The sequence below is a fragment of the Chryseobacterium sp. ON_d1 genome, from assembly GCF_006829085.1.
Lineage (GTDB): Bacteria > Bacteroidota > Bacteroidia > Flavobacteriales > Weeksellaceae > Chryseobacterium.
On sequence record NZ_BJTC01000009.1, the window covers coordinates 97,073 to 122,954 of the forward strand.

The following is a 25,882-nucleotide window of genomic DNA, read 5'->3' on the forward strand; positions in this document are numbered from 1 at the left end:
TCAAAAAAATAAAAACCACTTTATAAAAGTGGTTTTCAGGGATATGCTTTAAAAGTTTTTTTCTTTGAATCCAGGAGCGTTCTGGTCTTTTTCTGAAAGCACAGTATCTTTTTCATCTATCTTCCAGTCGATATTAAGATCCGGATCATTGAATCTGACACTGCCTTCTGATTCTTTGTTGTAAAAATTGTCACATTTATAAGAAAATACGGCATGCGTACTCAGCACAGAAAATCCATGTCCGAAACCTCTCGGTACATAAAGCTGTAATTTATTCTCAGCGGTAAGTTCTATTCCAAACCATTTTCCATAAGTAGGGGAATCTTCTCTAAGGTCTACAGCTACATCCCATACACTTCCTTCAAGACAGGAAACCAATTTTGCCTGGGCGTGTTCTCCTTTCTGAAGATGCAGTCCTCTCAATACACCATAAGATGATTTAGAGATATTATCCTGTACGAAATGACCATTCATCCCTGTCAGTTCTTCAAATTTTTTTTCGTTGAACTTTTCAAAAAAATAGCCTCTTTCATCTTCAAATACAGTAGGCTCTATAATGTAGCAGTCTTTAAGCGGGGTTTCTTTAATTTTCATGATTTATTTCTAAAAAGTTTAGAGATTATATTGTTTTTTAATATTCCATTTTAATATCAGATACAATCCTCCAATGGGTAAAAAAACCATAAGAGCAACTAACCAGATTGGAAAATCAGAGTATATTAAAAAAGCATTTATTACCAGTTGCAGAAAGGAATATACAAAACTTATCAACAGATGGGAAACTTTTTTTTCATTGGCAAAAAGCTGATACAGATGTCTTCTGTGTGCCTCAAAGATATTTTCTTTTAATATAATCCTTTCAATGATTGTCAAAACGACTTCAATTCCGTAAACAGATAACAGTAGTATGTATTTATAATCCTGAGTTTTCATGATCAATAGCGTAATAAGTCCTATCACCCAAAAACCAATTCCCATACTTCCCACATCTCCTGCAAAACATTTTGCTTTTTTTCTAAAATTAAAAAAAAGAAATACAATACACGCCAAAGCCGGATAGTAAATAAAGTTACTCTCAGTAAATTGAACAATATTACTATTGATATAAATAAGACAGCCAATGGTAACCAGGCTGTATAATCCTGTCATCCCGTTGATTCCGTCCATAAAATTATAAGCATTCAATGTTCCAACAATCACAATAAACGTCATCAGCCATGCCCAAAACGGTATCAAAGCAAATGCATTTGTAAAGTACAAAAGTAAAACAACAGAAATAAACTGAACCGTAAGTCTTATTTTATTTGATAATGGCTTGACATCATCTATAAAACTAATGGTACAAATGGCAAGCATTCCTAAACCAAAAGCCCAGTACTCTTTAATTACTTCACTGAAATTGAAAAGGCTAAAAAGTATAAAAGCAATTGGAAATATAATTCCGCCACCTCTTAAAGTAACCTGGGTATGGGCACTTCTATGATTAGGCTTATCTATAATATTATATTTATCGGCTATTTTGAAATAAATCAATTCAGCCAAAAAAAGTAATAAAATTATCACTAAATAAATAAATTCATTCATCAAAAGTAAAATTAATTAATATATACAGCCGAATAAAATAACTTCGTAAACATATCTCTTACAATATTCGACTTTGAAACAGGGATTAAGCTTAATACAAAAAATAATGGTTTAACAATATCCTGATTGACAACCACTTGCGGTTTTTTAATTTTAAAAAATGATAACAGCTCTTCCTGTGTATGATCTTTAAAATCCTTTACAATCTTTAATGAATCCTGGCTTGCACTTATAGAATTTACTACTTCACTCACAGCCACATCGACATGACATAATGAATAAATTCTCTTTTGCTTTGTAATGAAAGGGATCTTCAGTACAGGAAGGAAAACTCTTTTTCCTAAATCTTTTAAATTATTTTGTGTGTAAACAGGTGCTAATCTTAGGATATGCAGTGATTCAGGCTTTTTCCCTTTTAACAATTCTTCACATGCCAGCTTACTTTTCCCATAGTCTGTAACAGGTAATGGCTGATCATTCACTGAAATTATTTCTTTATTATTTTTGAAACTGTATACAGAAACCGAGCTTAAAAAAATAACTTTTGTATTTCTTACATCCAGAGAATTAAAAATATTTCTGGTCATCAAAACATTAGCTTCACCCACTTCCATTCTGCTCTTCTTCTTATTGCCATGGGCTATTGCTGCAGCATGAATAATATAATCAAACTCTTTATTTTTAAAAAATAATTCACAGTCACTTTGATTCAAAAGGTCGAGAGCTGTATATTCTTCTCCTACAGAAGAAGAAGAGACCGCAGTAACATCAAAATTATCCTTCAGAGCTTTATATATTTGTGAACCTATAAATCCGCTAGCTCCTGTCAAAAGCAACTTAGCCTTCATTTCTAATAATTTGGTTAAATGTAACAAACTTATAGTTATTCTCTTTCAACAATTTAATCAGTTTATGCATTTTATTTTCCACGCTCTTTCTTCCTTGGCTAAATCTGATTTTTGTTTTAAAATCTGTATTGTCGGGAACAGTAATATTATAATTTTTCGAAAACTCAAATGGGTGAATATAAAAGAAATAATGCTGATTTTTTTTAAAATATTTTTTTAAAAGCATTTTCGTAAGTGCCCAAGGAAAAATTCTTAAATATCCCCCTCCTGAAACCGGCAGGTTTTTCCCCAATACTTCTACGGTAGAAGCTTCAAACTCATAAAATGACCCCTGTTTATATATTGTTGGGCTGAATTCCTCAAAATCATCAAGATTAATGCTTCCATATAAGTCATGTGCATCAAATTTTATTTTACTCGAATCAAATGAAAATCCTAATTCTCTTAAAATCTCCAGCCGGGGTCTATCTAAACTAAAGCATGGAGCCCGGTATCCATCCACTGCAAGGCCCGTAAATTCTTGAAATGAATTGATTCCTTTAATGGTATCTTTTCTAAACTCATCAAGATTAAGCTGAAGAGGTCTTTTATGAGCATACGAATGCAGACAAATTTCATGACCTTTATCCTTTATATGTTTAATCTTATCCTTTAAAACTTCTACAAGTTCTCCTACAATAAAAAAGGTAGTTTTAATATCATATTGATCTAAAATATCCAAATAAATATCCAATCCGTCTAAAGTTGACTGACTCAACTCACATTCTTCTTTTGTAAAATAGTCCAGATGATACCACTCTTCTACATCCATACTAAGCACAGCATACTTATTCATATTAATTTTCCTCCGTTTTTAGTAAAGTCCTGAAATTGGTCAACCGTAGGCCAGGTAAAATAACTGCCTTTCTCAGCAAAATTCTCTTTAATGCTAACAGTAGAATTTTGAATATTACGAATAGTTTCACACATTAGATTTCCACCTATTTCTTTGCTTTTTAAAATTAAGGAAAACATAGTTTCATTTGGAGAAATCTGAATTTCCTCTTGATTTAGGATGGCCCCATTATCAATTTTTGAATCCATATAATGTACTGTAGCTCCCGTTGTTTTTTCTTTTTTATACAATGTCCAAAAACTAGGCATTACCCCTGCATAATAAGGTAAATATGAACAGTGCAGATTGATGCACCCGTGTTTAGGAATCTCCAATAAGGGTTCTTTAAATACCACAGGTGCAGAATAGGACACTATAAGATCCGGCCGTAAAGCTTTTACTTCTTCTAAAAACTCTACTGAGTTGGGGTTTTTTATCCTTTCAAATGGTATATTGTATCGTCCCGAAACGGCTTTCAGACTTTTAGGTTTAATAGCAAGTCTGTAAGATGTAAAGATATCTACACTATTCAAGACCTTAGCCGAGATTACTTTCAGACCCATTTTTATAGTCTGCAGTAATCCAAAACCTTTAATAAAGTATGATTTTTTATTAACAAGACTATAATTAGAATCAATATCTACTACTTTTAAAAGCTCCACATTTTCTAAATGCAGAATCTTTTCAATATTTTTGGGAACAACAAAGGAATCCTCCTGAGTAATAATTATTATTTTCATCGTTGTTTTTTTATTAGCTATTCATGACACTATTGATGTGTTGATAATATTTTTCGGTAACTTTTTCTTTTGTATAATCTTTTTGTACCATATTAAATCCTTTCTCCCCCATTTGTTTTAATTTATCTCTATGATTCAATACGTCCTGGAGTACAGTAAATAATTCTTCATTAACATGATTAGAAGAATTTTCAATTAAAAATGCAGCACCGGTATTTTCCAGCAGGTCATACAGAGGTGTATCCTTATTACTGATTACCAGCAAAGGTTTTTTACATGCCATAATTGTATACACTTTGGAGGGAAGACCATCTTTTTCTAATTTTTTATTCATAAAGATGAAGTGCAGATCTGCATAATTAATCATATGAGGTATCGTTTCTCTCGCCTGATAATCAATTAAACTTATATTATTCAGCTTATGTGTTTCAATTTGGGTTTTAAGCCATGATCTGCAGGCCCCATCACCAATAACAAAATAACTGATAGCCATCCCCTTTGTTTTCTTTGCAATTTCTATAAGCGGAATCCAGTCCTGGGCAAAACCAATATTACCCGCATACATTACTTTTAAATGATCATTAGCAGGAAATAGTTGAGTATTAACTACCGGAAGATCTATTGGATGATAAAGTTCCGTATCTACAAAATTAGCAATAATCTCAATTTTATCAGGATTTTCAACTCTTGGAATCAATGTATTTTTAAAATTCTGGTCTATTGTTACCAGTGAATCTGAATGCCTGTAAACAAATTTTTCAAGCTTCTTAAGAATATTTAAAACAAACTGAGATTTCATTTTGCCTTGGTTCACAAAAAAATCCGGATAGATTTCCTGAACATTATAGATAAACTTCGCCTTTTTTAGTTTTGCCAATGCAATAGATACCAGTGCAATAGTAAGAGGAGGTGAAGGGCTTATAATCACATCAACATTTCTAATTCTCATTCCAAGAAAAAACGATAGCAAATGCCAGTAAATCATAACAAATCCTCTTAAAAGAACACTTTCATATTTCTTCTGAGGTACATGATATACTTTGATCCCTTTATAATTACTGGAATAATAAAGTCCTAGGAATTTCTTTTTAAATTTTGTTTTACTCTGATCAACTTTATTATAATGTGGCATTGTGGAAAGAACTTCCACTTCAAAGCCGTTCTTTTTTAAATTATATGCAATATCATTATAAAGGTAAGCTGTAGAAACAGCATCAGGAGCAAAAACAATACTGTGAATGAGTACTTTTTTAGCCATATTTTCTATTTTCTCCAGACCACTCTGTTTACATAATCTGTGTAACTAAGAATAATTCTCACCATTTTCTCAGAAACATTTGGCATAGAATAATCTGATACCGGTCTATAATTTCTTTCTTTCCCTGTTTTTTGTTGTTGAAGCTGAACCAATCCCTGTAAGATTCTTTCAGGAGATAAGCCTACCATCATTACTGATGCTTCCTCCATAGCTTCAGGTCTTTCGTGTGCTTCTCTGATATTAAGGGCTCTGAAATTAAGAATTGAAGATTCTTCTGAAATCGTGCCTGAATCTGATAATACTGCATAACTTCTCATTTGAAGTGCGTTATAATCATGAAAACCCAAAGGTTTTAAAAACTGTATTTCAGGCCTTACAGATATCTTCATTTTATCAATCATGTTTCTTGTTCTGGGGTGGGTAGAAACAATAATTGGATATGCAAATTTTTCTGCAATTGTATTAAGGCTTTCCATTAATCCCAGAAAATTCTTTTCAGAGTTTATGTTTTCTTCTCTGTGTGATGAAACGACAAAATATTTCCCTTCTTCTAAGTCTAACCTTTTCAGAACATCAGAGCTTTCTATCTGTGGTAAATAATGGTGTAGTACCTCAAACATGGGAGATCCGGTTTTGATAATTCTATCCGCAGGCAGTCCTTCTTTCAGCAGATATTCACGGGCTATATCCGAATATGTCAGATTGATATCTGATGTATGATCAACAATTTTACGGTTGGTTTCTTCCGGCACTCTCTGATCAAAGCATCTGTTACCTGCTTCCATATGGAAAATAGGAATTTGTCTTTTTTTAGCTGGAATTGCACAGAGACATGAATTGGTATCCCCTAAAACAAGGAAAGCATCTGGCCGCAATTCTTCTAAAAGCGGATCAATCTTGATCAGGATATTTCCAACTGTTTCCGTAGCCGACTTTCCGGCTGCTTCCAGAAAATAATCAGGTTTTCTTAATCCAAGATCATCAAAGAAGATCTGGTTAAGCTCATAGTCGTAATTCTGCCCTGTATGGACAATAATATGTTCTACAGCCTCAGATGAATCCAATGCTGATAATACTCTTGATAATCTAATGATTTCCGGCCGTGTTCCCACGACCGTCATTACTTTTAATTTTTTCATCATGACAAAATAAAATTATGGATATAAATACTGTTGAAAAAGTCCAGAATTCCATATTAGCAAATAGGTTATAAGAAGTCAGGACAAGAACAAAATATTGTATAAAAAATAGAATAAATGGTAAGTAGTATGTATTCTCACTTATAAATTTCATCCTAAACTTCCATACATCTTTAAAATACGAAAAGAATAAAATGATTCCAACAATCCCCATACTCATAAGAACTTCCATAAAAACATTATGCGGATACAAACCATCTTCAAATAAAATACGCCCTCCAAAAGGTATATTATTTTTGAAAACATCCCATCCTTTTGTTAAGTAATAAGACCTCCCGGATCCATCTCCTTTAAAAATAGCATTATACATCCTTTCAACAAATTCAAAATCAAACATATAAACCTGTTTCAAAATATAAATGCTTATAATAAAAAGAAGTACTGTAAGCAATAATGCCACCCAGTATTTTAATTTATTAACATATAATAATACGATAAATAAGATCACAAAAGCGGCTAACATAGGGCTCCTTGCTGAAGAACTAAATACAGTAAAAGCTCCAATAAGTATTCCTAAAAAAGATTTGATTTTTTGTGGTGACACAAAATAATAGTACACAGATAATATGAGTAACGACAAACTGTAATGCCCGGTACTAATATAATATCCGGCAAATATCCCGCTTGATTTTTCAAAAGACTGAAAGACAAATATTGTATATAAGCAGCTTATTCCTAATATGATTAATAAAAAATTAAATATTAAGCGGTTCAGTTTTATTACAATTTCTTTTGAAAAATGAATACTTAAAACAGCAATATAAGGGATTAAATTCAACCCGATAATTCTTATATAAATCTGTTGTTCATTATTTAATGTTTTCTGCAGATAGGTATCTGTATTAAAGCTATAGATTGCTTTTATAAAATAGAACCCCCAAAAAAGAATAACAAAAATGACTGTCGTTTTTCTTTTCTTTATCGTATCAAAATTGGCATAGATAATGTAAAAACTGATGAGGAGCAGCACAACACGAAAAGGAACCGAAAAGAGCGTATTCGGAACATTCAGAGGAACTGCAAGTGAGTAAAAAAAGATATACCCAAAAGTCAGAAAAAAAATAAAAATATACTCAATATAATTTTTCTTTATCGTGATCATATTTAGACGTTTAAAAAGTAAGTATCCGCATCTTCAGGATTAAATGGTTCATTGATCCAAAAGATCGTATAAAGCTCTTCATTACCTATATTTTTAATATTATGTGTATACCAGATAGGCATATCTACATAGGCAGGTTCACTTCCATCCAGATAAAAATCCAGTACCTCATCTGTGTCTATTTTTCTTAACTGTATCAAAGCCTTACCTTTAATAACAGCAAATCTTTCTATTTTTCTGGTGTGAAAATGGTTTCCTCTTGTAATCCCGGGAACTGTTGTAGAAAAGGAACACTGGCCGCCAATTCCTAAACGAATTACCTCTACAAAAGCACCTCTCGGATCTATATGCTGTGTAAATTTTACAGGATAATGATTTTTAACATCAAAATAACATCTGAAAGTATTGAATAGGTTTAAATCAAATTGGGTTTTTAATTCCGGAATTTCTCCATTTTCAAAATAAAGCTGTTTATAGCTGTTTAGTTTTTCCAGTACCTCCGAAACTTTATTGACAGAGGTATGGGAAACTTCGTATAGTTCTTTCGTTTCTCCTGTATATATATTATTTATAATTTCCTGCACAAGCTCTCCTACATAAATAAGTTTAACTTCTCCATCATGATCAATACTTGGAGTTTCTCCATGAGTAAGTTTATGACAGAAAGTTGCAATGAATGAATTATAATTGGGTTTACCAAAAGGGCCGAAAACATTTGGAATCACCATTCCCGTAAAAGTACCTCCAGATCTTTTAGCCCATTCTGAGAACAGTTCTCTTCCTTCTTTTTTAGACTTTCCATATAAATTTTCTTTTTCTTCCTGAGAAGAGGAGGAAAACAGAATATGAGCCTTTGATCCGGTTCTCTCTAAAGAAGCGATCAGCTCTTTAACCAGATTGATATTATTTTCAAAAATAACTTCGGGATCCGGATGGCGATTCATAGCGGCTAAGTGCACAATGATATCGCATTGTTCTACAAAATGGTCCAGTTTCTCAGGGTTGTTGAAATATTCTTTTTTAAATTCAATTCTGTCAAATTCTTCCGGCTTTAACCCTAAAGTATTATATAAATGAGATCCTACAAACCCATTCTGTCCCGTAATTCCTATTCTTTTCATTTTATAAATTTTCGAAATAATCTATAGGAAAACGATAATCATCATCTATTTCTCCTAAAGAATAATTTGCCATTACTAATAATTTTGATGCTTTTTCTCTAGCCTGAATAGCACTTGCGTAGCCTTCAGGAACATGGAGCACATCCAATTGGTCTGTATCTAACTGATATTCTAAAATTTCCAATCCTTTGGAAGGCACAGACCAGTCATCTATTTTGATCAGCCTTATGATAAAACTTCCTAACAAAGCTGAAAACCAGCGTTGCTCAATCTTATGTCCCGTCCAGCCTCTGATAAACTGTAAATCAGTATTTTCGATATAGTAAATTCTTTTAATTACAGATGCATCAAAGTTATTATTAAAGAAAAGACATCCTCTTTCATCCGAATATTTTCCTCCTTTGAAAACCTTAGGTAAACTCATTAGATATTCTTTTTATTAATCCGGATATTGCAGTAAATCCTCACCTAAAACTTCTTTCCTGATCAGAGGTAATTTCAATAATAGCTTCTTCATTCCTTCTACATCCTGCTGCTCAGTATTATGGGAATGATAGTCTTCTATTTTTGAGACATCTTCCACTCCTTCTGAAAAAAACTGTGCATAGTTCAGGTCTCTGTTATCAGCAGGAATTCTATAGAAATTTCCCATATCTTCGGCTTTTAACATTTCTTCACGAGTACATAGTGTTTCATAAAGCTTTTCACCATGCCTTGTTCCTATTATTTTAATCTGATTTTCAGCCTGAAACATTTCTTTTAGAGCCTGCGCCAAATCACCTATAGTTCCTGCTGGGGCCTTGTTGACAAACAGATCTCCAGAGTTTCCATGTTCAAAAGCAAACAATACAAGTTCGACAGCTTCTTCAAGAGACATCAAAAATCTGGTCATATTAGGATCTGTAACTGTTATTGGCTCTCCGTTTTTGATCTGTTTGATAAATAAAGGAATTACAGATCCTCTTGAAGCCATTACATTTCCGTATCTTGTAAGGCAAACTACAGTTTCTTCCAGATTTCTGGATGCTGCAACGGCAACTTTTTCCATCATAGCTTTGGAAATTCCCATTGCATTGATGGGATAAGCAGCTTTATCTGTACTTAAACAGATAACTTTTTTCACCTTATTCCTGGCCGCTGCATCAATAACATTTTGCGTTCCTTCTACATTTGTTTTTACGGCTTGCATTGGAAAAAATTCACAGGATGGGACTTGTTTCAGTGCTGCTGCATGGAAAATATAGTCTACTCCTCTCATGGCAGATTCAATACTATTATAATCTCTTACATCCCCTATATAAAATTTGAGTTTATCATTTTTAAACTGATTTCTCATATCATCCTGCTTTTTCTCATCACGGGAAAAAATCCTGATCTCCTTAAAATGGTCTGTATTGATGAACTTTCTTAAAACAGCTGTGCCAAATGAACCTGTTCCGCCTGTAATGAGAAGTATTTTATCTTTTATGTGCATAGTAATATTTTTTTTCTACATGATATTGATAATTCTTAAGAAAGCTCTTTTAGGGAAACAAGCAACAATCTTAAAAGAACGATTTCATATCATCAATAATTATTTGTGTCTTAATTTTTCTTTTTCTTCAAAGGAAGGATAATTGATCAATACAGCTTTGTAAACTCCTTTAAACACGAATAAGCTGCCTGCAGCCACACCAATGATACCATGTTTATCGATGACCTGTTTTATATCATCTAAGGATCCGGCTCCTCCTAAAACCGTAAGAGGCAGTGAGATTTTCTCTCTTACCTTATCTATTAGTCCTATATCATATCCTTTCATTACCCCATCCTGATCAATTGAATTGATAATAATTTCTCCTGCTCCTAATTTCTGAGCCTCTTCCGCAAATTTAAAAGGATTAATTCCGGTGGATTTCTTACCATTGTGGGTATAAACTTCATATCCACCAAATAATTTTTTCTTTACATCTAACACCACGATAACACTTTGTGAACCTACTCTTTCTGCAATCTGAGTGATCAGCTGAGGATGTTGAAGGACAGCAGACGAAAGTGCAATTTTCTCTATGCCAAGTCCAAAAATCTTCTGAGCTTGTTCTACTGTTTTTACTCCACCTCCATAGCAAAGAGGCATTCTGGATTGGTTAGCAATTCTTTCAATTAAACTATAGTTAGGTTCCAATCCTTTTACAGTCGCGTCTATGTCAAATATAGCAAGCTCATCGACTTCTTTTTCATTGAAAATTCTTACTGCATTGATAGGATCTCCTACATATTTAGGATTCTTAAAATTGACTGTCTTTACAAGTCCGTTATCTTGTATCAGAAGAGAAGGTATAATTCTGGGTCTTAACATAGACTCTTAAAGTTTTGCAAAATTGTGTAATAAAATCTCACCATAATGGTGACTTTTTTCCGGATGAAATTGTATTCCAAATTTATTTTCATGATGGGCAGCAGAAGCAAATTCTCCACCATATTCCGTAACTGCCATGATATCTTCATTATTATTACATTCAAAATAATACGTATGAAGGAAATAAAAAATTGAATTCTCATGTAATCCGTTAAATAACCCTACATCTTTTACAGGTTTCACATCATTCCAACCCATATGGGGTAATCTGGTTACTTGCTGTATTTTAGTTTCGTCAAATTTCCTAACAGTAGCATCAATCCATTTAAGACCTTCCATGACTCCTTCATCACTTCTGTTAGCCATCATCTGCATTCCCACACAGATCCCAATAACAGGTACTTTCTGGTTGACTACCAAATCATCAAGCTTCTCTCTCATCCCCGAATTATTCAGTTGAGCCATTGCATGGTCAAAATGCCCTACTCCGGGCAAGATTAATTTTTGCGCTCCTTCTAAGTCCTCTTTTGTTCTGGCTATTTTAACAGGAACATCCACTCTTTTATACACATTTACAAAAGCATTAATGTTTCCTACACCGTAGTCAATAATTGTAATCATCTGAATAGTCTCTTTTCTAACCCTAACTTTTGCATGGTCTGAGCACCAAATTTAATGATACCCATTTTATTTTTATAGTCTTTATATGTCTTATTTTTTCCTTCGAAGATCTGCTGCAGTTCTTCTTTTGTAAGGTCTAACTTGTTTGCGACATATTCAAATTCTTTCTGTAAAAATTCTTCTGACAGTTCAGGTCTTGACACTCTGTCCAAAGCCTCATCTCTGGTCATCTGCCCGGTAAGAATCAGTGAAGAAAAGTGTGCTTTTCTCTTTTCAAAACCAAATTTCCTTGGTAACCAGTAATCTTCATAAAAACGGGTAAATCTTGATTCATGATGTTTGTGTTGGAAAGGTTCCCAACCAAACTTTTCTACTAAAAGGGATTCAGCTTCTTTTTTATGAAACGGAACCAGATTCAGAGGTTTGAATACTTCCATTCCGTATACATATTTGTAAAGAATTTTATAAGAAAGAATATCAACTAACGGAAATGTTTTAAGAGGTCTTTTACCAAACTTGGAATGAATATCTTTTACCAAGGTGGTGTCAATCCCGGGGAACCCTCCCCATTCCTCAGGTTCTCTGCAGCATTCAGTAGAAAAATTACTTCCCGTAAGTACATAGTTGATTTTATTTTTCTTTGCAAATTTATATAGGGCAGAAAAGAAAGCATAATCCTGTGGTAAATCCTGATCTGAGATTTGAGACTTTAAAAATGCGACCTGCAGATCTTTCATTTCTTCCCAATTGATTACTTCAGTATATAAATCCAGATTCAGACCATTGATCAGTTTTTCAATATTTCCCACGGCTTTGTCTGTATTCCATCCTGCATCAACATGAAAAATCAAGGGACGAATCCCCATAACTTCTTTTGCTATATAAGCTGCATAAGAACTGTCTAATCCTCCACTCAGACCAATAATACAATCAAAATCTTTATTTTTAGATGTTTTTTTGATTCTATCAGCAATTTTCATCAATTCGTCGTATCCTTGCTGATCTGTATGCCAGTTGGGTTCAATATTTTCTTTAAAATTGGTATAATAATCACTTTCTCCCCTTTCATTAAAAATAATATTCGGGTCTGTAGTGTCCATTATAGTTTTTGTACAGATCTGATATGGTCTTTTATTCATCATTTTTTACTTTGTAAAACGTCTTTTATTATCTTGGCTTTCCTTATTATCGACTCATCATTATGAGAAATAAAATTATTGAGGGTCCCTTTAAATTCTTTTCTCATATTTTCCGCTTCAGGTCTCTCATAAAAATAGGCATCTGCTCCCCACCACATAATTCCATCTACAAATTTACCATTTACATTTTGACTTGCAACAGTTTCCATCTGTTCCTGCCATATCTTATCTGAAATTTCCTTCATAGCATCTTTCTCATTACTGGTATGGTATCTGTGCCACATAAAAACATAAACAGGCTTTTTATAAGCAGTTCCTAATTTTATAAGTCCGTTCAGATTATTTTCTAAGTAATTACCATTAGCAAGAACCGCTGCAGGATTACTATAAAAGGTATATAGTGACGGAAAAAAAATATCACATTCTTTCAATAGAGGTGCAAATTTGTTTTGTTCATCAAAAAATTCCTTATTCGGTCCCCAAACACTGGTAAATGGGAATCCATAAAATCCCCATTTTATATTTGGTCTTGCTTTTTTAGCATATCTTAATACTTCAAGGCAATAATTCATGCCTTTCATGGCAAGATTATTATCCTTACCATTCATATCCTCAAATGGCATTTCCAGGTCTATATAAACAATACCTTTTGCATTTTTATCGGGAACTCCTCTATTGATTTCTTTTTCTAGTAATTCTCTGTTCAGATAGTACTTATCTCCGGTCCTGGAAATGAACTGCCCTTCGTCTAAAAAGCCCACTTCAACAGCTCCTATCTGTTTAAAATAATTGTCAGCCTTGTTTCCTATTGTACCCAATGAATAATAGAGTTTTGTCTGGTTATTTTTAACTTGTGAAGTTGACGTACAAGCCATCAACAGTAAAAATAATGATGATAATAAACTTTTCATAATTTTCTGTTTACAATTATTAAAAAAGAAATAAGCAACTATAGTTTTATAAAAGACAATTCTTCTTTTGAATCTGATATTCCAAATAATTTAAATCCTTTTTGATCCAGCATATTAAGAAGTTCTTTGGTTTTATCTTTTCCATCTGAAAAAAACCTCTCATGAATTTCTATTAATATCTGACCTATCTCTACCGGAGCAGACAATATACTCTCTAAAACCTTGTATTCAGAACCTTCAATATCAATTTTTACGATATCTATATATGAATGCCCCAAGTCTTTAACAATATCTGAAAGACATTTCATTGATGCTTTTACAGTTTTCTTTTCATCCACATTGATCTGATTGATCACACTTCCTGAAACATGATTATCATTTTTAGGTAACAAAAATTCAACTACTCCTGTATGGTCATCTATACCATAGGGGAAAAAAGCAAATTCTGAAGGTATATTTCTATTTTTAATCCATTCTATGGATTTTGGAGTCGGATCGAATGCAAATACTTTACATCCAAATTCTTTGATCAAATCTTCATCAAATGAAATATCTTCGCCTACTCCAAAAGAATAGATAATCGATTTTTCACTAAGTTTTACCGGAGAAACATAAAAACCACTGTAATCATTACCATACCATTTATGGTTTATATTTATGTTTCTTTTTACATTAGTAATTTTTCCGGTCAATGCATTGATGGTAGATCGTATTTTTACAGTGAAACTCATATCTATTTGGTTTTTTAGTATTCGTTTTTAATTCTTAGTTATTAATTCTTTATATAAATCTATATAATTTTTGAATGCATTTTTTTTATCAAATAAATCCAAGATTCTTTTTCTGCAGTTTTCAGAATAAAAAGCACGGGTGTTGTTCCGCACTTCCTGGATAGCGTTTACAAGTCCAGAAACATCACCTTTTTCTACTACAATTCCCGTTAATCCACTGATCGCTTCCGGGGAACCTCCTGTTTTAAAAGTAATAACCGGCGTTCCGCAAGATTGAGCTTCTAAATTGGTAGTTGGAAAAGTGTCTTCCAGCGTAGGATTTACAAACACATCCGCAGCGGAATAGAGTTCTGCCAGCTCATTTACATCTTTTGTTCTTTCAAATCCAATAATATTTACAGGTAGAGCTTTTACTTGTTTTTTACTTAATCCAACCAATACAATTCTATAATCATCAGATAACATTTTTGATAATTCTATAAAATACTTTAATCCTTTTCGCTTATCCCAAGGACTAGCTACTCCTAATATTAAAAATTTATTTTCAATATGATGCCGTTGTTTAAAATCGTTCTCCCTATACACAAATTGCTGAATATCAACACCATTATGAATAGTCTTCACATTATAACTTTTCAGAAAGGATTTTTTCACTTCACCTTCGAGCCAACTGGATACGGGTACAATGGTCATTCGGGGTACTGAGGTAAACAACTTCTTTTTGTCAATATAATTTTTTTTCGAATTATCTTTCCATATAGACTTTGGATATTCTGAAATTTGCGGACATTCACTACACTGTGTTTCCCATTTATTGCATTCTATCAACTCATAATAGGCACAATGTCCTGTAAAAGACCAGCAGTCATGGAAAGTCCATACTACAGGTAAATTGGCCTCTTTCAAAAAATTAAACAAAATATCAATATTTACAAAATATCCATGTACATGTTGTAAATGAATAATGTCCGGATTAATTTTTTTTATTTTCTCAATAAGCTCTTCTGTTGCTCTTCCAGATCCATATCCGTGTCTATCGGTAAGTCTTGTCAAAATAACATGTTTATAAATATCCAGTTTATTTCCGATCTGAAAAACTTCAGACTTACTGGGAAGAGCTTCTCTTCCATAAGCAATATAGCTTTTCCATCCTTCATTCAGGACATTTTCTCCAATCTGTTCGGCAATTCTACCTACAGATCCAATATTTACTTCACTGCTTATTTGTACTATTTTCATAAGACTTATCTGACAGCTGCTTAGCTTAGAGTTCTTTTTGCAATAATAGAGTAATCTAAATACTCTTTTGCTGTTTTTTCAGCTCCCTTTTTCATTGATTCAATTTTCTCAGGATTCTGAATTAAATCTAGCAAAATTTCTTTAATAAAATCTTCATTAATATCAGGGGCATCAATTTTTATAAGATTACCATTCTGATTGAGATAAGACATATCCTGACCCCCAGCATCCCCAGCAATAAGAGGTAAATGCATCCCTATTGACTGCTGCCAGAGTACTGACTGACTGGCCGGAAATAATGCAATATCAGAAATTGCCATTAGCTCATAAATTTTTTTACTATCTGCCCATCCTGTAAAATGTATATTGGCGCCTTCAGCATCTTGCAGCATAGTTTTTAAGTACTCTTCATGATTCTTATCTGCCGTACCGAATACTATCATATGTACATTTTTCTGATTTATTTTTTTCACTGCCTTTACAGCCAAATCGGTACGTTTCAACTTATGGAATTTTCCACCTGTGATAATCACAATATCATTGGGTGAAATACCATATTCTTCCCTAAGTTTTATAATATCCGTTTCTTTTCTAAATTTTTCACATTCATCATACTCACAGCCAAGAGGGAGAAGTTCCATCTCATCATATGAAATTCCATAGATTTTATGGAGGAATTCTTCACCGGCAGGAACTACAGGATATATTTTATCAATATATTTTTTATATCTATACAGGTATCTTTTTCGTATAATTTTATGAAGAATGTTAATTGACACCCAGTTTTTTCCAGAATTTGAAAAATCAGCATGATAATCCATAATAATCCTGGTATTATATTTTTTTTTATAATCTACCAGATCTCCGATATTAAACTGTATATCATGAGAAAAGAGAAAATCCGGCTTTTCCTGATCCAGAATTCTTTTAACATTTTTAAAGCGTCTTACCCTGTGTAGAATATTTATACTATAAGGCTCTCTGTAAATTTTAACTCCATTATCATATTCAATTTTTTCAGGAAGTGAATTATCATGAATATCATTAATAAAGTCAAGAATTTTTTCATTTGTATTTGTTATCACGACCACTTCATATCCTAATTTAATATAACTTTTCGCAATTAAATTTTCCTGATACTGAAAGTCGATAAAGTAGGCATCACACAGCATTAATATTTTCATATCTGTATTGTTTTTCCGTTTTGTTGTTTTGTAATATGGCTATTAATGGTAAATGCCAATAACGGCCAGAATAATAAATAATTGGCAATAGATCCTGATGAATTGGATGAAATCACATCCATCAATAGAATTGCTCCCAGCCAATTATAATAGGGTATTTTTATATATCTGACAGCATTAATGAATGCTATTATGATAATTATAATAATCATTATTCCTCCCACAAAACCAATACTCATTAAGGATTCAAGCAACAGATTATGGGGATAAGTACCTTCAAAAACAGTTTCAATCGAGTCACCAAAGACGGGATGATCAAGAAACTGATTCCAGGCTGATTTAAATAATTCTGCTCTAAACCGATCACTATCATTAGAAGAAAAACCTGTTTCTTTAAATCTCTCAAAAACTAATTCTGAAATATTTAAATATTGTGGAAAAAGGGTCATCAGTATTACTACCATAATGACAAATAAGAGAATATATTTCGGCTTAATAAGTTTTCTTGAACTTAATAAAAATACAATAATAACAATCACTAGCTGTAATAAAGGGCCTCTTGACCCTGCCATAAACAAATTGAAAAGGCTGATCCCCATCCCTATACCAAGCAAAACTTTCTGCCAGGCTGTATTTTTTTCTAAAAATATAGTAAAACAAATAAAGAACATAACAGCGGCTGCCCTACCGAAAGAAACAGTATTAAGAGCAGCATTAGCATCTGCTCTTACCAGCACATCATCTGGTACTATCTGAGGCTGTGTAATGTTATTATACAGCCCCCATAAATTAACGATATATAAAACAATTACCACCCATTTTCGTGCGGATATAATGGTATTTTGATTAAAATTTGTTGTACAAGCCAAAGAACAGCCGATAATCCCTGCAGAGAAAGCCCAATAATCTACAATAGGAGATTGTATTATTTTTGAGGTCAATGCTGAATCATAAAATAATCGTAATAAATACAGGAACCAGAAAGTATATATTAAAAGGTGTTTATTTGTTAATCTGATTTTATTTTTAAGAATTACCCAGCTAGCCAATAAAAAAACAAATACTCTATATCCTACAGATACAGGTCTTGATGACTCCATATTCAGTAAACTAGGAAAAAAAGATACCAGTTCATACCCATAAAGCATCAGAACCAAAAAAACGACTTGTAATTTATTTACTTTTTCAGTATACACCTTTTGATAATTTATTTGTAAAAATTAAGAAAATAATATTTGATAAAATAGAAACTCCAGAAAATAATATCAATGAAATATAGTAATCTGAAAAGAAATAATACCCTGAATAAATTGAAATAAAAACCAACAAAGCATTTACAACCTGCAGTCTCATTAATATTTTTTGTTTACCCACTACATAAAATAAAGTATTAAGAGGAGTAACAACAAATTCTATCAAAAGCATAACAGACAAGATTCTGGCAAAATAGCCTGCAACTTCCCATTTATCACCAAAAACAAAAACGAATAGCTTAGGTGAGATAATGAATACGGCTAAGTATATCGGAAGTGACATTAAAATAAGTTTTTTAATAGTAGATCTATAAAGGTCTTTACAATTTCCTTTTTCCCGGATTTCATCAATAGCTTCATTTCTGAAAACATTCCCTACTGAAGTTGTAATAACAATGTTTGGAAGTCTTATCATCCTGTTTGCCATTGAAAAAAACCCCACAATTGTAGTGTTATATAAAACAGAAAATAATATTGGGATGAATTGTTGACAAGCTGCAAGAGACATATCAGAAATGATCATGTATCTTGGAAAAGAGGAGTATTCTTTTGCTACACTTTTTAATTCATTATGGTGAGATTTTAAGAAAGTTCTTAACTCTCTATCTGTTAAAAGTAAATAAAGTATAGAAGTAAAGATTCCCGATATCATCCCTATTATCATCCCATTTTTGTAGCCCAGTATTCCGAATATAATACTGAATATACAAGAGGTAATTACTTGTATAGCATTTGAAAAAGTAATTTTTTTATATTTTTTATTTCTTTGATTCCAATATCCTAATGCAGAATAAACAGCACCAAAAAAAATATATAAGGGAGCTATATATACCTCATTGTTTGAGAGAAACTGTGTTTTGTCATGGATATGAAAAACATTTTTCAATAAAAAAATCAGAACAAGATATAATGATGTTACTGTAATGGAAATATAAATAATAAGTTTAAATATTGCTGAAGCTCTACTATCTTCTTTTGGAAGTCCGACAGCCAATTCATAGCGTCCGGTTGAAAGGACTGCCAGAAATACGGTAAAACTTGTAAAAATAGAAAGAATACCGAACGATTCAACAGAATACATTCGGGAAAGAAGAGGAGAGGTCGCAATCACTATCAACTGACTGATAACAGTTCCACTAGATAATATCGCTACGTTTTGTAAAAAAGAATTCGATTTTACACTATTTAAAATTTTTTTAAAATTCAAAGCTATTCAAACAATTTTTCATTCATAATTTTTTTGTTGGAAGTAACCCATCTATTTCGCATATTTATACAATTCCAGCAACTATTGTTTTAACAGTAAATAATTATTCTTTTAGGGCATAAATCCTTTCAATGATATCAACAACTTTAAGCCCTTCTAAGGCATTTGTAGTGATCGTATTTCTTCCCTTTAAAACATCTACAACATTTTCGATAATATAATGATGATTTGCTGCTGAGCCTTTATATGCGCCATAATCATTTCCAGGATTTGTGGGAGCTAATTCCGGCATTAGATAATCCTTAACATTGCAAATTTCTACTTTGTCCATATATTGTCCACCAATTTTTACAGAACCGTTCTCTGCAATAATGGTCATTGAGCTTTCTAAATTCTGATTCCATACAGAAGTTGAATAGTTTAATGATCCCATCCCGCCATCTACAAAATCAAAATTCACAAAACCTGAATCTTCAAAATCAGTAAGAGTTTCATGGTTAAAATCTGCAAATTTTGCCTGAATATTGGTAATATCACCGAACAGCCAGTACATAATATCTATAAAGTGAGAAAATTGTGTGAATAGCGTTCCTCCATCCAGATCAAGCTTTCCATGCCATGATTCAGGTTTATAATATCTTTCATCACGGTTCCAGTAGCAGTTTAGCTGCACCATAAATATTCTACCCAATTTTCCACTCTCCACCATTTCTTTAATCCATACTGATGGAGGAGAATACCGGTTCTGCATTACCGCAAAAACCTGCTTATGTTTGTGCAAGGCTTGAAAAATAAGTTTTTCAGCATGTTGTTTGCATAACGTCATTGGCTTTTCCACTACCACGTGCTTCCCTGCGTCTATTACCTTATAGGCCTGTTCAAAGTGAAACCCATTCGGTGAGGCAATATTAACGACGTCAAAATCAATTCCGGAATTCAATAATTCATCCAGAGATTTAAAAAATGGAACCTCATAACGGTCAATTTCCAGAACAGATTTGTCTTTTACATCCACCAAAGCAACCAATTCACACTCTTCATTTCTGGATATCATTTCAGCATGTCTTTTCCCAATATGACCACATCCTACAACTGCAAATTTTATTTTATTCATCTGTATTTATTTTTTTTAATTCAAATTTTGCTGTATTTCTTAGAATATTATATTCAGGAATATTTTTCTGAACAATACAACCTGAAGAAATAATACTATGGTTTCCTATTTTCACTTTTGGTTCTATAAAAATCCCTGTTCCAAATTTTATTTCATTTCCAATAGTACAGCTGCCAGAAAAGATCACTGAAGGGCCAAATGTGTTATGATTCCCTAATTTATTATGATGTTCAAAACTACAATATGAAGAAACAACATTATTATTTCCTATTTCGACAAATGGGCCAATTCTTGTATTAGCAAAAAAGATATTTCCTTTTCCTATATTCACAAAATTACTAACAATGCAAGTAGGATGAAGAACATTGGCCATAGGAATATGATTACTATCCAATACTTCAAACCACCTTTTTCTTTCTGCAATATTCCCCGAAAAAGAGATTATAATTTCATCATATAGCCTCTGATTATAATCTTCGATAATTGTTTCAACTGAGAGTTGTTTTATTTCAATTCCCAAAAGAGTTTTACCTATTATAGAAGAATTGTTATCGTACAATACAACAGGGTCTATATTTTTAAGTTCAAAAATCGTGTCAAGAAGTTGTAGAGCTGCTTTTCCAGCTCCAATGATCGCCAGTTTCTTCTGACCATTTCTAACTTTAAAATCAATACTTTTAGAATAATAATATTCTATATCCTGAAATGAATGATTCTCTGTTTTGGATAAATATTCTAAAATGATTTCTTCGGAAATAATTTCATCATCAAAGATATTTACATCAATATTATGACTATCTATAAGTTTTTTCGCTTTTTTGGTAATAATCTTATCTGTATCTTGAAATGAGTCCTTACCGGATAGACTTCCTTCATTAAAGATCTCATCTAAATGATCCAGAGGTTCTTCAGAAATTACAGCTAATAAATAACCAATTTTATAGTTCTTTTTCAACTGAAGTGAAGGATTGTAATAAATATATCCGTCTTCATTTGAATCGCCATCAAAATCAGCTTTTGAAGATTCATAGGAAATTATAATGTCACCCCTACTAATTCTATCACCGCTGTTAAATGGTATAGAAGTGATTAAATATTCATTATCACTTACGTTAATTTGTTCAATAAAGTACTTATTCATGAGCAAATTTTTTGATTTTGTTGAAAATTAAATTCTTATTGGGTATCACACTTAACTCTGCATCTTTAGCACAAGGAATCAAACTTTCATTAGAAATTCTAAGTGCTTTATTCAGTGCTATCTTATGCTCTGTAAAATAAGAAAAAATTTCCCCTGATAAAGAGGCATATTTAGATCCTTCCTCTATGATACAAATATTTTTTGTTACAGATACACTTTCAATGACCTGATTAATATTAAATGGAGACAATTGCGTAGGACAAACGATTTGTACAAAGATTTCCTCTACAAGAAGATCCTCTATTGTAGCCAATACTTCGTCTAACATACCACCATAACATAGTATTGTCAGATTAGGCTTTATTTTAGCAGGTTTAAAAATTAAAGTCGGAAAATCTTCTTTAGTTTTATATACATTATATCCTTTCAGATCTTTCCAGAAGATTTCTTTTGTATAAGCAATTTTGTCTTCTATAATCAAAGTTAATATATCATTCTTATGATATAGAGTTTCAAAAATATCTCTAGGGTTATAAAATGAATTAAGAGCTATGACTCTAGTATTAGGAATAAATAGGAAATGCTTTTCTATATTTTGTGAATGTGTGGGTCCATAACCTCTTCTTCCTCCCATAGGTGTTCTGATAATCATAGGTAGTTTTACTTTTCTACCAAACATTTCTGGTATTTTAGAAGCCTGTTGTAAGATTTGATCAAATCCTAATGTTAAAAAGTCTCCAAACATAATTTCTGCAATAGATTTGTAATCATTCAGCGCAGATCCAATTGCAAATCCTATTATTGAACTTTCACAAATAGGAGTATTAAATACTCTGTTATTATGTTTATGACTCAACTTTTCAGAGACTTTAAATGCTCCTCCATAATTTCCAGGGGTATAAGCTGTTGTTTCCATAATATCTTCCCCCAAAAAAATAGAGTTTTCGTTGGTTAAAAATATATCCAAACCTTCATTAATAAGTTTGTTTATCCTTTTTCCTAACTTTTCGATATTGTATTCTTCTATCTCTGATTCTAAATTAAATACTGAAATATGCTCAGTCATAGAGCTCAAAGGCTTCTCTTCTTCAAGTTCTTCCAGATAGGCCATCAACAATTTTTTGGCTTCAGCTTCATACCCGGATGCTTTTTCAGGGAAGTTTTTGTAAAAAACATTAATAGGGTCAATCTCAATATAATGAGCTATTTCATTTGTTTCTCTATTGTCGTCTCCTTTCGAATGTGAATTCAACCTATAACATTCAATCTCCAAAAAAACAGGATTTCCTTCTCTTGTCTCCAGGGTTGCTCTGGTTACTGTCTCTTCAAAGTCTGACGCCCAAATTGAAGTTTTTATATATTTCACCCCGAATCCTTCGATTCTGTCTTTCATTTCCCCTCTCTTAATCATTTCAAAAGGAGTTGATTGTGCATAGCCATTATTCTCCATAACAAAAAGTGTTGGAGAAGAATAGATCGCTCCCAGATTCAGTGCTTCATATACAATTCCCTGCCCCATAGTTCCATCGCCTAAGAAGACAATCGAAATATTATCATTTTGTTTGAGCTTATTGGCATATCCATATCCAACAGCTACAGGAGCCAATCCTCCCTGGATACCATTGCTTATGAAATCATCATTATATAAATGCTGGCTGCCTCCGATTCCGGAAGAGATTCCTGATTCCTTTCCCAACATTTCAGCAAGCAGTGATTTAATATCTCCATTTATAGAAATAAAGTGACCATGCCCCCTATGATTGGAAAAAATTCGATCTCCTTTTTTAAAGTTTGAAGCAATGGCTACGGCTGTAGTTTCCTGTCCTACACAAGTATGGACTGTTCCATTAAGTTTTCCTTTAGAAAATTGATCTAAAAGTAATTTTTCAAATTCTCTGATAAGTATTGCCTTAGAATAATCCATAATTTAATTAAAATAATTCTTAATTTCTGTAATAATAACATCCAGTACTCCCTGGTCAAATTCTGTATGGACAGGAAGAGAGATGACTTCTTTGCAGAGCTGTTCTGTAACCGGAAGGCTAAAGCCCTCGGCTACATATTGAAGAAAAGCTTCCTGCTTATAAAGAGGTAAAGGGTAGTATATCATACTTGGAATATTCTTTTCTGCCAAATATTTTTGTAATCCGTCTCTTTTTCCATTCTTCACCTTAAGGGTGTACTGATGAAATACGTGAGTAGAATTTCCAGCTCTCTTAGGAATCTGAATTTCAGCAATAGCCACAAGGTTTTTATCATAATAATCTGCCATCCTGTTTCGGGCAGCTGAATAGTCATCTAAATACTTAAGCTTAACTTTTAACACAGCTGCCTGAATAGTATCCAGTCTTGAATTACAACCTAAAATTTTGTGATAGTATTTCTTTTCCTGACCGTGGTTGGCAATCATTCTGATTTTGAAGGCTAATTCATCATCATTTGTCATCAATGCCCCTCCATCACCATAACATCCCAGGTTTTTTGATGGAAAGAATGAGGTGCAGCCGATATGTCCGATAGTTCCCGTTTTTTTTACAGTCCCATCTGAGAAAGTATAATCAGAACCGATTGCCTGAGCATTATCTTCTATAACAAAAAGGTTGTGTTTTTCTGCAAATTTAAGAATTTGTTCCATATCAGCACTCTGCCCATATAAATGGACAGGAACTATTGCTTTGGTTTTGGGTGTAAGATATTTATCAAGATCTTCCAGCTGTATATCAAAAGTATCTTCGTTTACGTCTACCATTACAGGCTTCAATCCTAAAAGACCAACAACTTCTGCTGTCGCTACATAAGTAAAGGCTGGACAGATTATTTCGTCTCCGGGCTGTAGGTTAAGGGCCATCATGGCAATTTGAAGTGCATCTGTTCCGTTAGCACATGGAATAACATGTTTTACTCCCAGATATTTTTCGAAATCCTGTTGAAATTCTTTTACAGCAGGACCATTGATGAATGCTGTTTTATCAATACAATCCTGAATTCCAGCATCAATTTCATTTTTTATTTTCTGATATTGACCTTTAAGATCAACCATTTGAATTTTCATCTTTTAGTTTTTTGAGAGTATTTAGAGGTGCGTTTTTAACTTGTAATAAGTTCACTTATTTTATTTCCTATAGAAAGGCAGGAAGTGGCAGCCGGGGACGGAGCATTTCTGACGTGAATGATGTTTCCGTTTTTCACGATATCAAAATCATCAATCAGGCCTCCGTTTCTGTCACAAGCCTGAGCTCTTACTCCTGAACCTCCCGACACAAGATCATTTTCCTGTATTTCCGGTAAGAGCTTCTGGAGGGCTTTTGTAAACGCAGATTTGGAGAGTGAACGGTGCATTTCTCCCATTCCTGTTTTTCCATATTTCGCTACAATTTTCCTAAATCCAGGCCATAACAAAGTTTGCATGGTTTCACCGAAATTGAAATCGAAAAAATGGTATCCCTCTTTTTTAAAAGCGAGAACGGCATTAGGGCCTGCTTCAATATTGCCATCAATCATTCTGGTAAAATGTACCCCAAGAAACGGAAAGTTAGGATCAGGTACCGGGTAAATAAGATGTTTTACCAGATGTTTTTTTTCATCCTTAATTTTATAATATTCTCCTCTGAAAGGAATAATGACCACATCATTTTTTTCGTTGGTCATTTTGGTTATCTTATCAGAATATAATCCCGCACAGGAAATCAGTTTTTTAGTTTTAAATTCGGAAACATTGGTGTTTACAATAATTTCAGAGCTTTTATCAATAATGTTTCTTACTTCATTATTAAACCTTACTTCTCCTCCTAATTCTTCAAAAAGTTCTTTTATTTTTTTAGCTATTCCGGGATAGTCAATAATTCCGGTCTGTGGGACTCTGATCGCCTTTACTCCTTCGCAATGGGGTTCAATTTCACGAAATTCTTCCCTTGAAAGATACTTTAAATCCTGAAGTCCGTTTTCAACTCCTCTTTTATAAATAGTATCTAAAAGAGGCAATTCTTCCTGGGAAGTGGCTACAATTATTTTCCCGCAAAGGTCATATCGTATTCCGTGTTTTTCAGCAAAATTAATTACCGAGTTATATCCTTCAATGCAATTCTTAGCTTTAAGGCTTCCCGGTTTATAATAAATTCCACTATGGATTACTCCACTGTTATGTCCCGACTGATGCAATGCCACATCATTTTCTTTTTCTAAAATCAGAATCTTAGAACCAGGACTTTTCAGCTTAGTCTGATAGGCTGTAGCCAATCCTACCAAACCTGCGCCAATGATGATAATATCATAATTCAT

At 32.8% G+C, this 25,882-nt stretch carries 25 protein-coding genes; all 25 read right to left on the bottom strand.

Annotated elements, in window-relative coordinates:
* Positions 1–48 precede the first annotated feature (48 nt).
* A complete protein-coding gene (gene rfbC / locus CRS_RS15105; protein ID WP_142724851.1) occupies positions 49–594 on the bottom strand; it encodes a dTDP-4-dehydrorhamnose 3,5-epimerase in 546 nt (181 codons plus the stop codon).
* Positions 595–612: 18 nt separating this feature from the next.
* Positions 613–1,542: a glycosyltransferase family 4 protein gene (locus CRS_RS15110; RefSeq protein WP_228451269.1), complete on the bottom strand. Its 930-nt coding sequence runs from the start codon at positions 1,540–1,542 to the stop codon at positions 613–615.
* Positions 1,543–1,595: 53 nt separating this feature from the next.
* Positions 1,596–2,432 (bottom strand): NAD-dependent epimerase/dehydratase family protein, encoded by an 837-nt coding sequence (locus CRS_RS15115; RefSeq protein WP_142724853.1) that lies wholly within the window; start codon positions 2,430–2,432, stop codon positions 1,596–1,598.
* Positions 2,422–3,267 carry a polysaccharide deacetylase family protein gene (locus CRS_RS15120; protein ID WP_142724854.1) on the bottom strand — a complete coding sequence of 282 codons (846 nt, stop codon included), beginning with the start codon at positions 3,265–3,267 and terminating at the stop codon, positions 2,422–2,424. Before CRS_RS15120 ends, CRS_RS15115 begins: the two co-directional genes overlap by 11 nt.
* On the bottom strand, positions 3,264–4,046 hold the full coding sequence (locus CRS_RS15125; RefSeq protein ID WP_142724855.1) for a methionyl-tRNA formyltransferase: 783 nt from the start codon (positions 4,044–4,046) through the stop codon (positions 3,264–3,266). Before CRS_RS15125 ends, CRS_RS15120 begins: the two co-directional genes overlap by 4 nt.
* 13 nt (positions 4,047–4,059) lie before the next feature.
* A complete protein-coding gene (locus CRS_RS15130; RefSeq protein ID WP_142724856.1) occupies positions 4,060–5,304 on the bottom strand; it encodes a glycosyltransferase family 4 protein in 1,245 nt (414 codons plus the stop codon).
* A 5-nt stretch (positions 5,305–5,309) separates the two neighbouring features.
* The gene (gene wecB / locus CRS_RS15135; protein WP_142725009.1) at positions 5,310–6,443 is read right to left on the bottom strand and encodes a non-hydrolyzing UDP-N-acetylglucosamine 2-epimerase; all 1,134 of its coding nucleotides are present in this window, start codon (positions 6,441–6,443) and stop codon (positions 5,310–5,312) included.
* Entirely contained in the window at positions 6,391–7,281 is an 891-nt protein-coding gene (locus CRS_RS15140; protein WP_172617088.1) for an O-antigen ligase, read from the bottom strand. The genes wecB and CRS_RS15140 overlap by 53 nt, the downstream gene beginning before the upstream one ends.
* Before the next feature lie 326 nt (positions 7,282–7,607).
* Entirely contained in the window at positions 7,608–8,726 is a 1,119-nt protein-coding gene (locus tag CRS_RS15145) for an NAD-dependent epimerase/dehydratase family protein (RefSeq protein ID WP_142724858.1), read from the bottom strand.
* 1 nt (position 8,727) lies between these two features.
* The gene (locus CRS_RS15150) at positions 8,728–9,150 is read right to left on the bottom strand and encodes a WxcM-like domain-containing protein (protein ID WP_142724859.1); all 423 of its coding nucleotides are present in this window, start codon (positions 9,148–9,150) and stop codon (positions 8,728–8,730) included.
* Between the two features lie 15 nt (positions 9,151–9,165).
* Complete coding sequence (locus CRS_RS15155) at positions 9,166–10,200, bottom strand: polysaccharide biosynthesis protein (protein WP_142724860.1); 1,035 nt, start codon at positions 10,198–10,200, stop codon at positions 9,166–9,168.
* A gap of 99 nt (positions 10,201–10,299) precedes the next feature.
* Positions 10,300–11,064 (bottom strand): AglZ/HisF2 family acetamidino modification protein, encoded by a 765-nt coding sequence (locus CRS_RS15160; protein WP_142724861.1) that lies wholly within the window; start codon positions 11,062–11,064, stop codon positions 10,300–10,302.
* Positions 11,065–11,070: 6 nt separating this feature from the next.
* A complete protein-coding gene (gene hisH, locus CRS_RS15165; RefSeq protein WP_142724862.1) occupies positions 11,071–11,685 on the bottom strand; it encodes an imidazole glycerol phosphate synthase subunit HisH in 615 nt (204 codons plus the stop codon).
* Positions 11,682–12,827 (bottom strand): N-acetyl sugar amidotransferase, encoded by a 1,146-nt coding sequence (locus CRS_RS15170; RefSeq protein WP_142724863.1) that lies wholly within the window; start codon positions 12,825–12,827, stop codon positions 11,682–11,684. The genes hisH and CRS_RS15170 overlap by 4 nt, the downstream gene beginning before the upstream one ends.
* On the bottom strand, positions 12,824–13,735 hold the full coding sequence (locus CRS_RS15175) for a hypothetical protein (RefSeq protein ID WP_142724864.1): 912 nt from the start codon (positions 13,733–13,735) through the stop codon (positions 12,824–12,826). The genes CRS_RS15170 and CRS_RS15175 overlap by 4 nt, the downstream gene beginning before the upstream one ends.
* Positions 13,736–13,773: 38 nt before the next feature.
* The gene (locus tag CRS_RS15180; protein ID WP_142724865.1) at positions 13,774–14,466 is read right to left on the bottom strand and encodes an FkbM family methyltransferase; all 693 of its coding nucleotides are present in this window, start codon (positions 14,464–14,466) and stop codon (positions 13,774–13,776) included.
* 27 nt (positions 14,467–14,493) lie between these two features.
* Positions 14,494–15,705, bottom strand: coding sequence for a glycosyltransferase (locus CRS_RS15185; RefSeq protein ID WP_142724866.1), 1,212 nt, complete (start codon positions 15,703–15,705; stop codon positions 14,494–14,496).
* A gap of 20 nt (positions 15,706–15,725) precedes the next feature.
* Positions 15,726–16,889: a glycosyltransferase family 4 protein gene (locus tag CRS_RS15190; RefSeq protein ID WP_142724867.1), complete on the bottom strand. Its 1,164-nt coding sequence runs from the start codon at positions 16,887–16,889 to the stop codon at positions 15,726–15,728.
* Positions 16,886–17,989, bottom strand: coding sequence for an O-antigen ligase (locus CRS_RS15195; RefSeq protein WP_172617089.1), 1,104 nt, complete (start codon positions 17,987–17,989; stop codon positions 16,886–16,888). Before CRS_RS15195 ends, CRS_RS15190 begins: the two co-directional genes overlap by 4 nt.
* An 85-nt stretch (positions 17,990–18,074) precedes the next feature.
* On the bottom strand, positions 18,075–19,349 hold the full coding sequence (locus CRS_RS15200) for a lipopolysaccharide biosynthesis protein (RefSeq protein ID WP_172617090.1): 1,275 nt from the start codon (positions 19,347–19,349) through the stop codon (positions 18,075–18,077).
* 103 nt (positions 19,350–19,452) lie between these two features.
* Entirely contained in the window at positions 19,453–20,463 is a 1,011-nt protein-coding gene (locus CRS_RS15205; RefSeq protein WP_142724870.1) for a Gfo/Idh/MocA family protein, read from the bottom strand.
* Positions 20,456–21,604: an acetyltransferase gene (locus CRS_RS15210; RefSeq protein WP_142724871.1), complete on the bottom strand. Its 1,149-nt coding sequence runs from the start codon at positions 21,602–21,604 to the stop codon at positions 20,456–20,458. The genes CRS_RS15205 and CRS_RS15210 overlap by 8 nt, the downstream gene beginning before the upstream one ends.
* Positions 21,597–23,528, bottom strand: coding sequence for an alpha-ketoacid dehydrogenase subunit alpha/beta (locus CRS_RS15215; RefSeq protein ID WP_142724872.1), 1,932 nt, complete (start codon positions 23,526–23,528; stop codon positions 21,597–21,599). The genes CRS_RS15210 and CRS_RS15215 overlap by 8 nt, the downstream gene beginning before the upstream one ends.
* A 3-nt stretch (positions 23,529–23,531) precedes the next feature.
* Positions 23,532–24,656 (bottom strand): DegT/DnrJ/EryC1/StrS aminotransferase family protein, encoded by a 1,125-nt coding sequence (locus CRS_RS15220; RefSeq protein ID WP_142724873.1) that lies wholly within the window; start codon positions 24,654–24,656, stop codon positions 23,532–23,534.
* Positions 24,657–24,691: 35 nt separating this feature from the next.
* A complete protein-coding gene (gene lhgO / locus CRS_RS15225; protein ID WP_142724874.1) occupies positions 24,692–25,882 on the bottom strand; it encodes an L-2-hydroxyglutarate oxidase in 1,191 nt (396 codons plus the stop codon).

Coding starts and splice junctions, on each gene's coding strand:
- CRS_RS15175 (WP_142724864.1), bottom strand. CDS start 13,735: ATGAAAAGTTTATTATCATCATTATTTTTACTGTTGATGGCTTGTACG.
- CRS_RS15185 (WP_142724866.1), bottom strand. CDS start 15,705: ATGAAAATAGTACAAATAAGCAGTGAAGTAAATATTGGATCTGTAGGT.
- CRS_RS15125 (WP_142724855.1), bottom strand. CDS start 4,046: ATGAAAATAATAATTATTACTCAGGAGGATTCCTTTGTTGTTCCCAAA.
- CRS_RS15130 (WP_142724856.1), bottom strand. CDS start 5,304: ATGGCTAAAAAAGTACTCATTCACAGTATTGTTTTTGCTCCTGATGCT.
- CRS_RS15220 (WP_142724873.1), bottom strand. CDS start 24,656: ATGAAAATTCAAATGGTTGATCTTAAAGGTCAATATCAGAAAATAAAA.
- CRS_RS15215 (WP_142724872.1), bottom strand. CDS start 23,528: ATGGATTATTCTAAGGCAATACTTATCAGAGAATTTGAAAAATTACTT.
- hisH (WP_142724862.1), bottom strand. CDS start 11,685: ATGATTACAATTATTGACTACGGTGTAGGAAACATTAATGCTTTTGTA.
- CRS_RS15150 (WP_142724859.1), bottom strand. CDS start 9,150: ATGAGTTTACCTAAGGTTTTCAAAGGAGGAAAATATTCGGATGAAAGA.
- CRS_RS15160 (WP_142724861.1), bottom strand. CDS start 11,064: ATGTTAAGACCCAGAATTATACCTTCTCTTCTGATACAAGATAACGGA.
- wecB (WP_142725009.1), bottom strand. CDS start 6,443: ATGAAAAAATTAAAAGTAATGACGGTCGTGGGAACACGGCCGGAAATC.
- CRS_RS15115 (WP_142724853.1), bottom strand. CDS start 2,432: ATGAAGGCTAAGTTGCTTTTGACAGGAGCTAGCGGATTTATAGGTTCA.
- CRS_RS15145 (WP_142724858.1), bottom strand. CDS start 8,726: ATGAAAAGAATAGGAATTACGGGACAGAATGGGTTTGTAGGATCTCAT.
- lhgO (WP_142724874.1), bottom strand. CDS start 25,882: ATGAATTATGATATTATCATCATTGGCGCAGGTTTGGTAGGATTGGCT.
- CRS_RS15195 (WP_172617089.1), bottom strand. CDS start 17,989: ATGGAGTCATCAAGACCTGTATCTGTAGGATATAGAGTATTTGTTTTT.
- CRS_RS15190 (WP_142724867.1), bottom strand. CDS start 16,889: ATGAAAATATTAATGCTGTGTGATGCCTACTTTATCGACTTTCAGTAT.
- CRS_RS15170 (WP_142724863.1), bottom strand. CDS start 12,827: ATGATGAATAAAAGACCATATCAGATCTGTACAAAAACTATAATGGAC.
- rfbC (WP_142724851.1), bottom strand. CDS start 594: ATGAAAATTAAAGAAACCCCGCTTAAAGACTGCTACATTATAGAGCCT.
- CRS_RS15205 (WP_142724870.1), bottom strand. CDS start 20,463: ATGAATAAAATAAAATTTGCAGTTGTAGGATGTGGTCATATTGGGAAA.
- CRS_RS15210 (WP_142724871.1), bottom strand. CDS start 21,604: ATGAATAAGTACTTTATTGAACAAATTAACGTAAGTGATAATGAATAT.
- CRS_RS15155 (WP_142724860.1), bottom strand. CDS start 10,200: ATGCACATAAAAGATAAAATACTTCTCATTACAGGCGGAACAGGTTCA.
- CRS_RS15120 (WP_142724854.1), bottom strand. CDS start 3,267: ATGAATAAGTATGCTGTGCTTAGTATGGATGTAGAAGAGTGGTATCAT.
- CRS_RS15180 (WP_142724865.1), bottom strand. CDS start 14,466: ATGAGTTTCACTGTAAAAATACGATCTACCATCAATGCATTGACCGGA.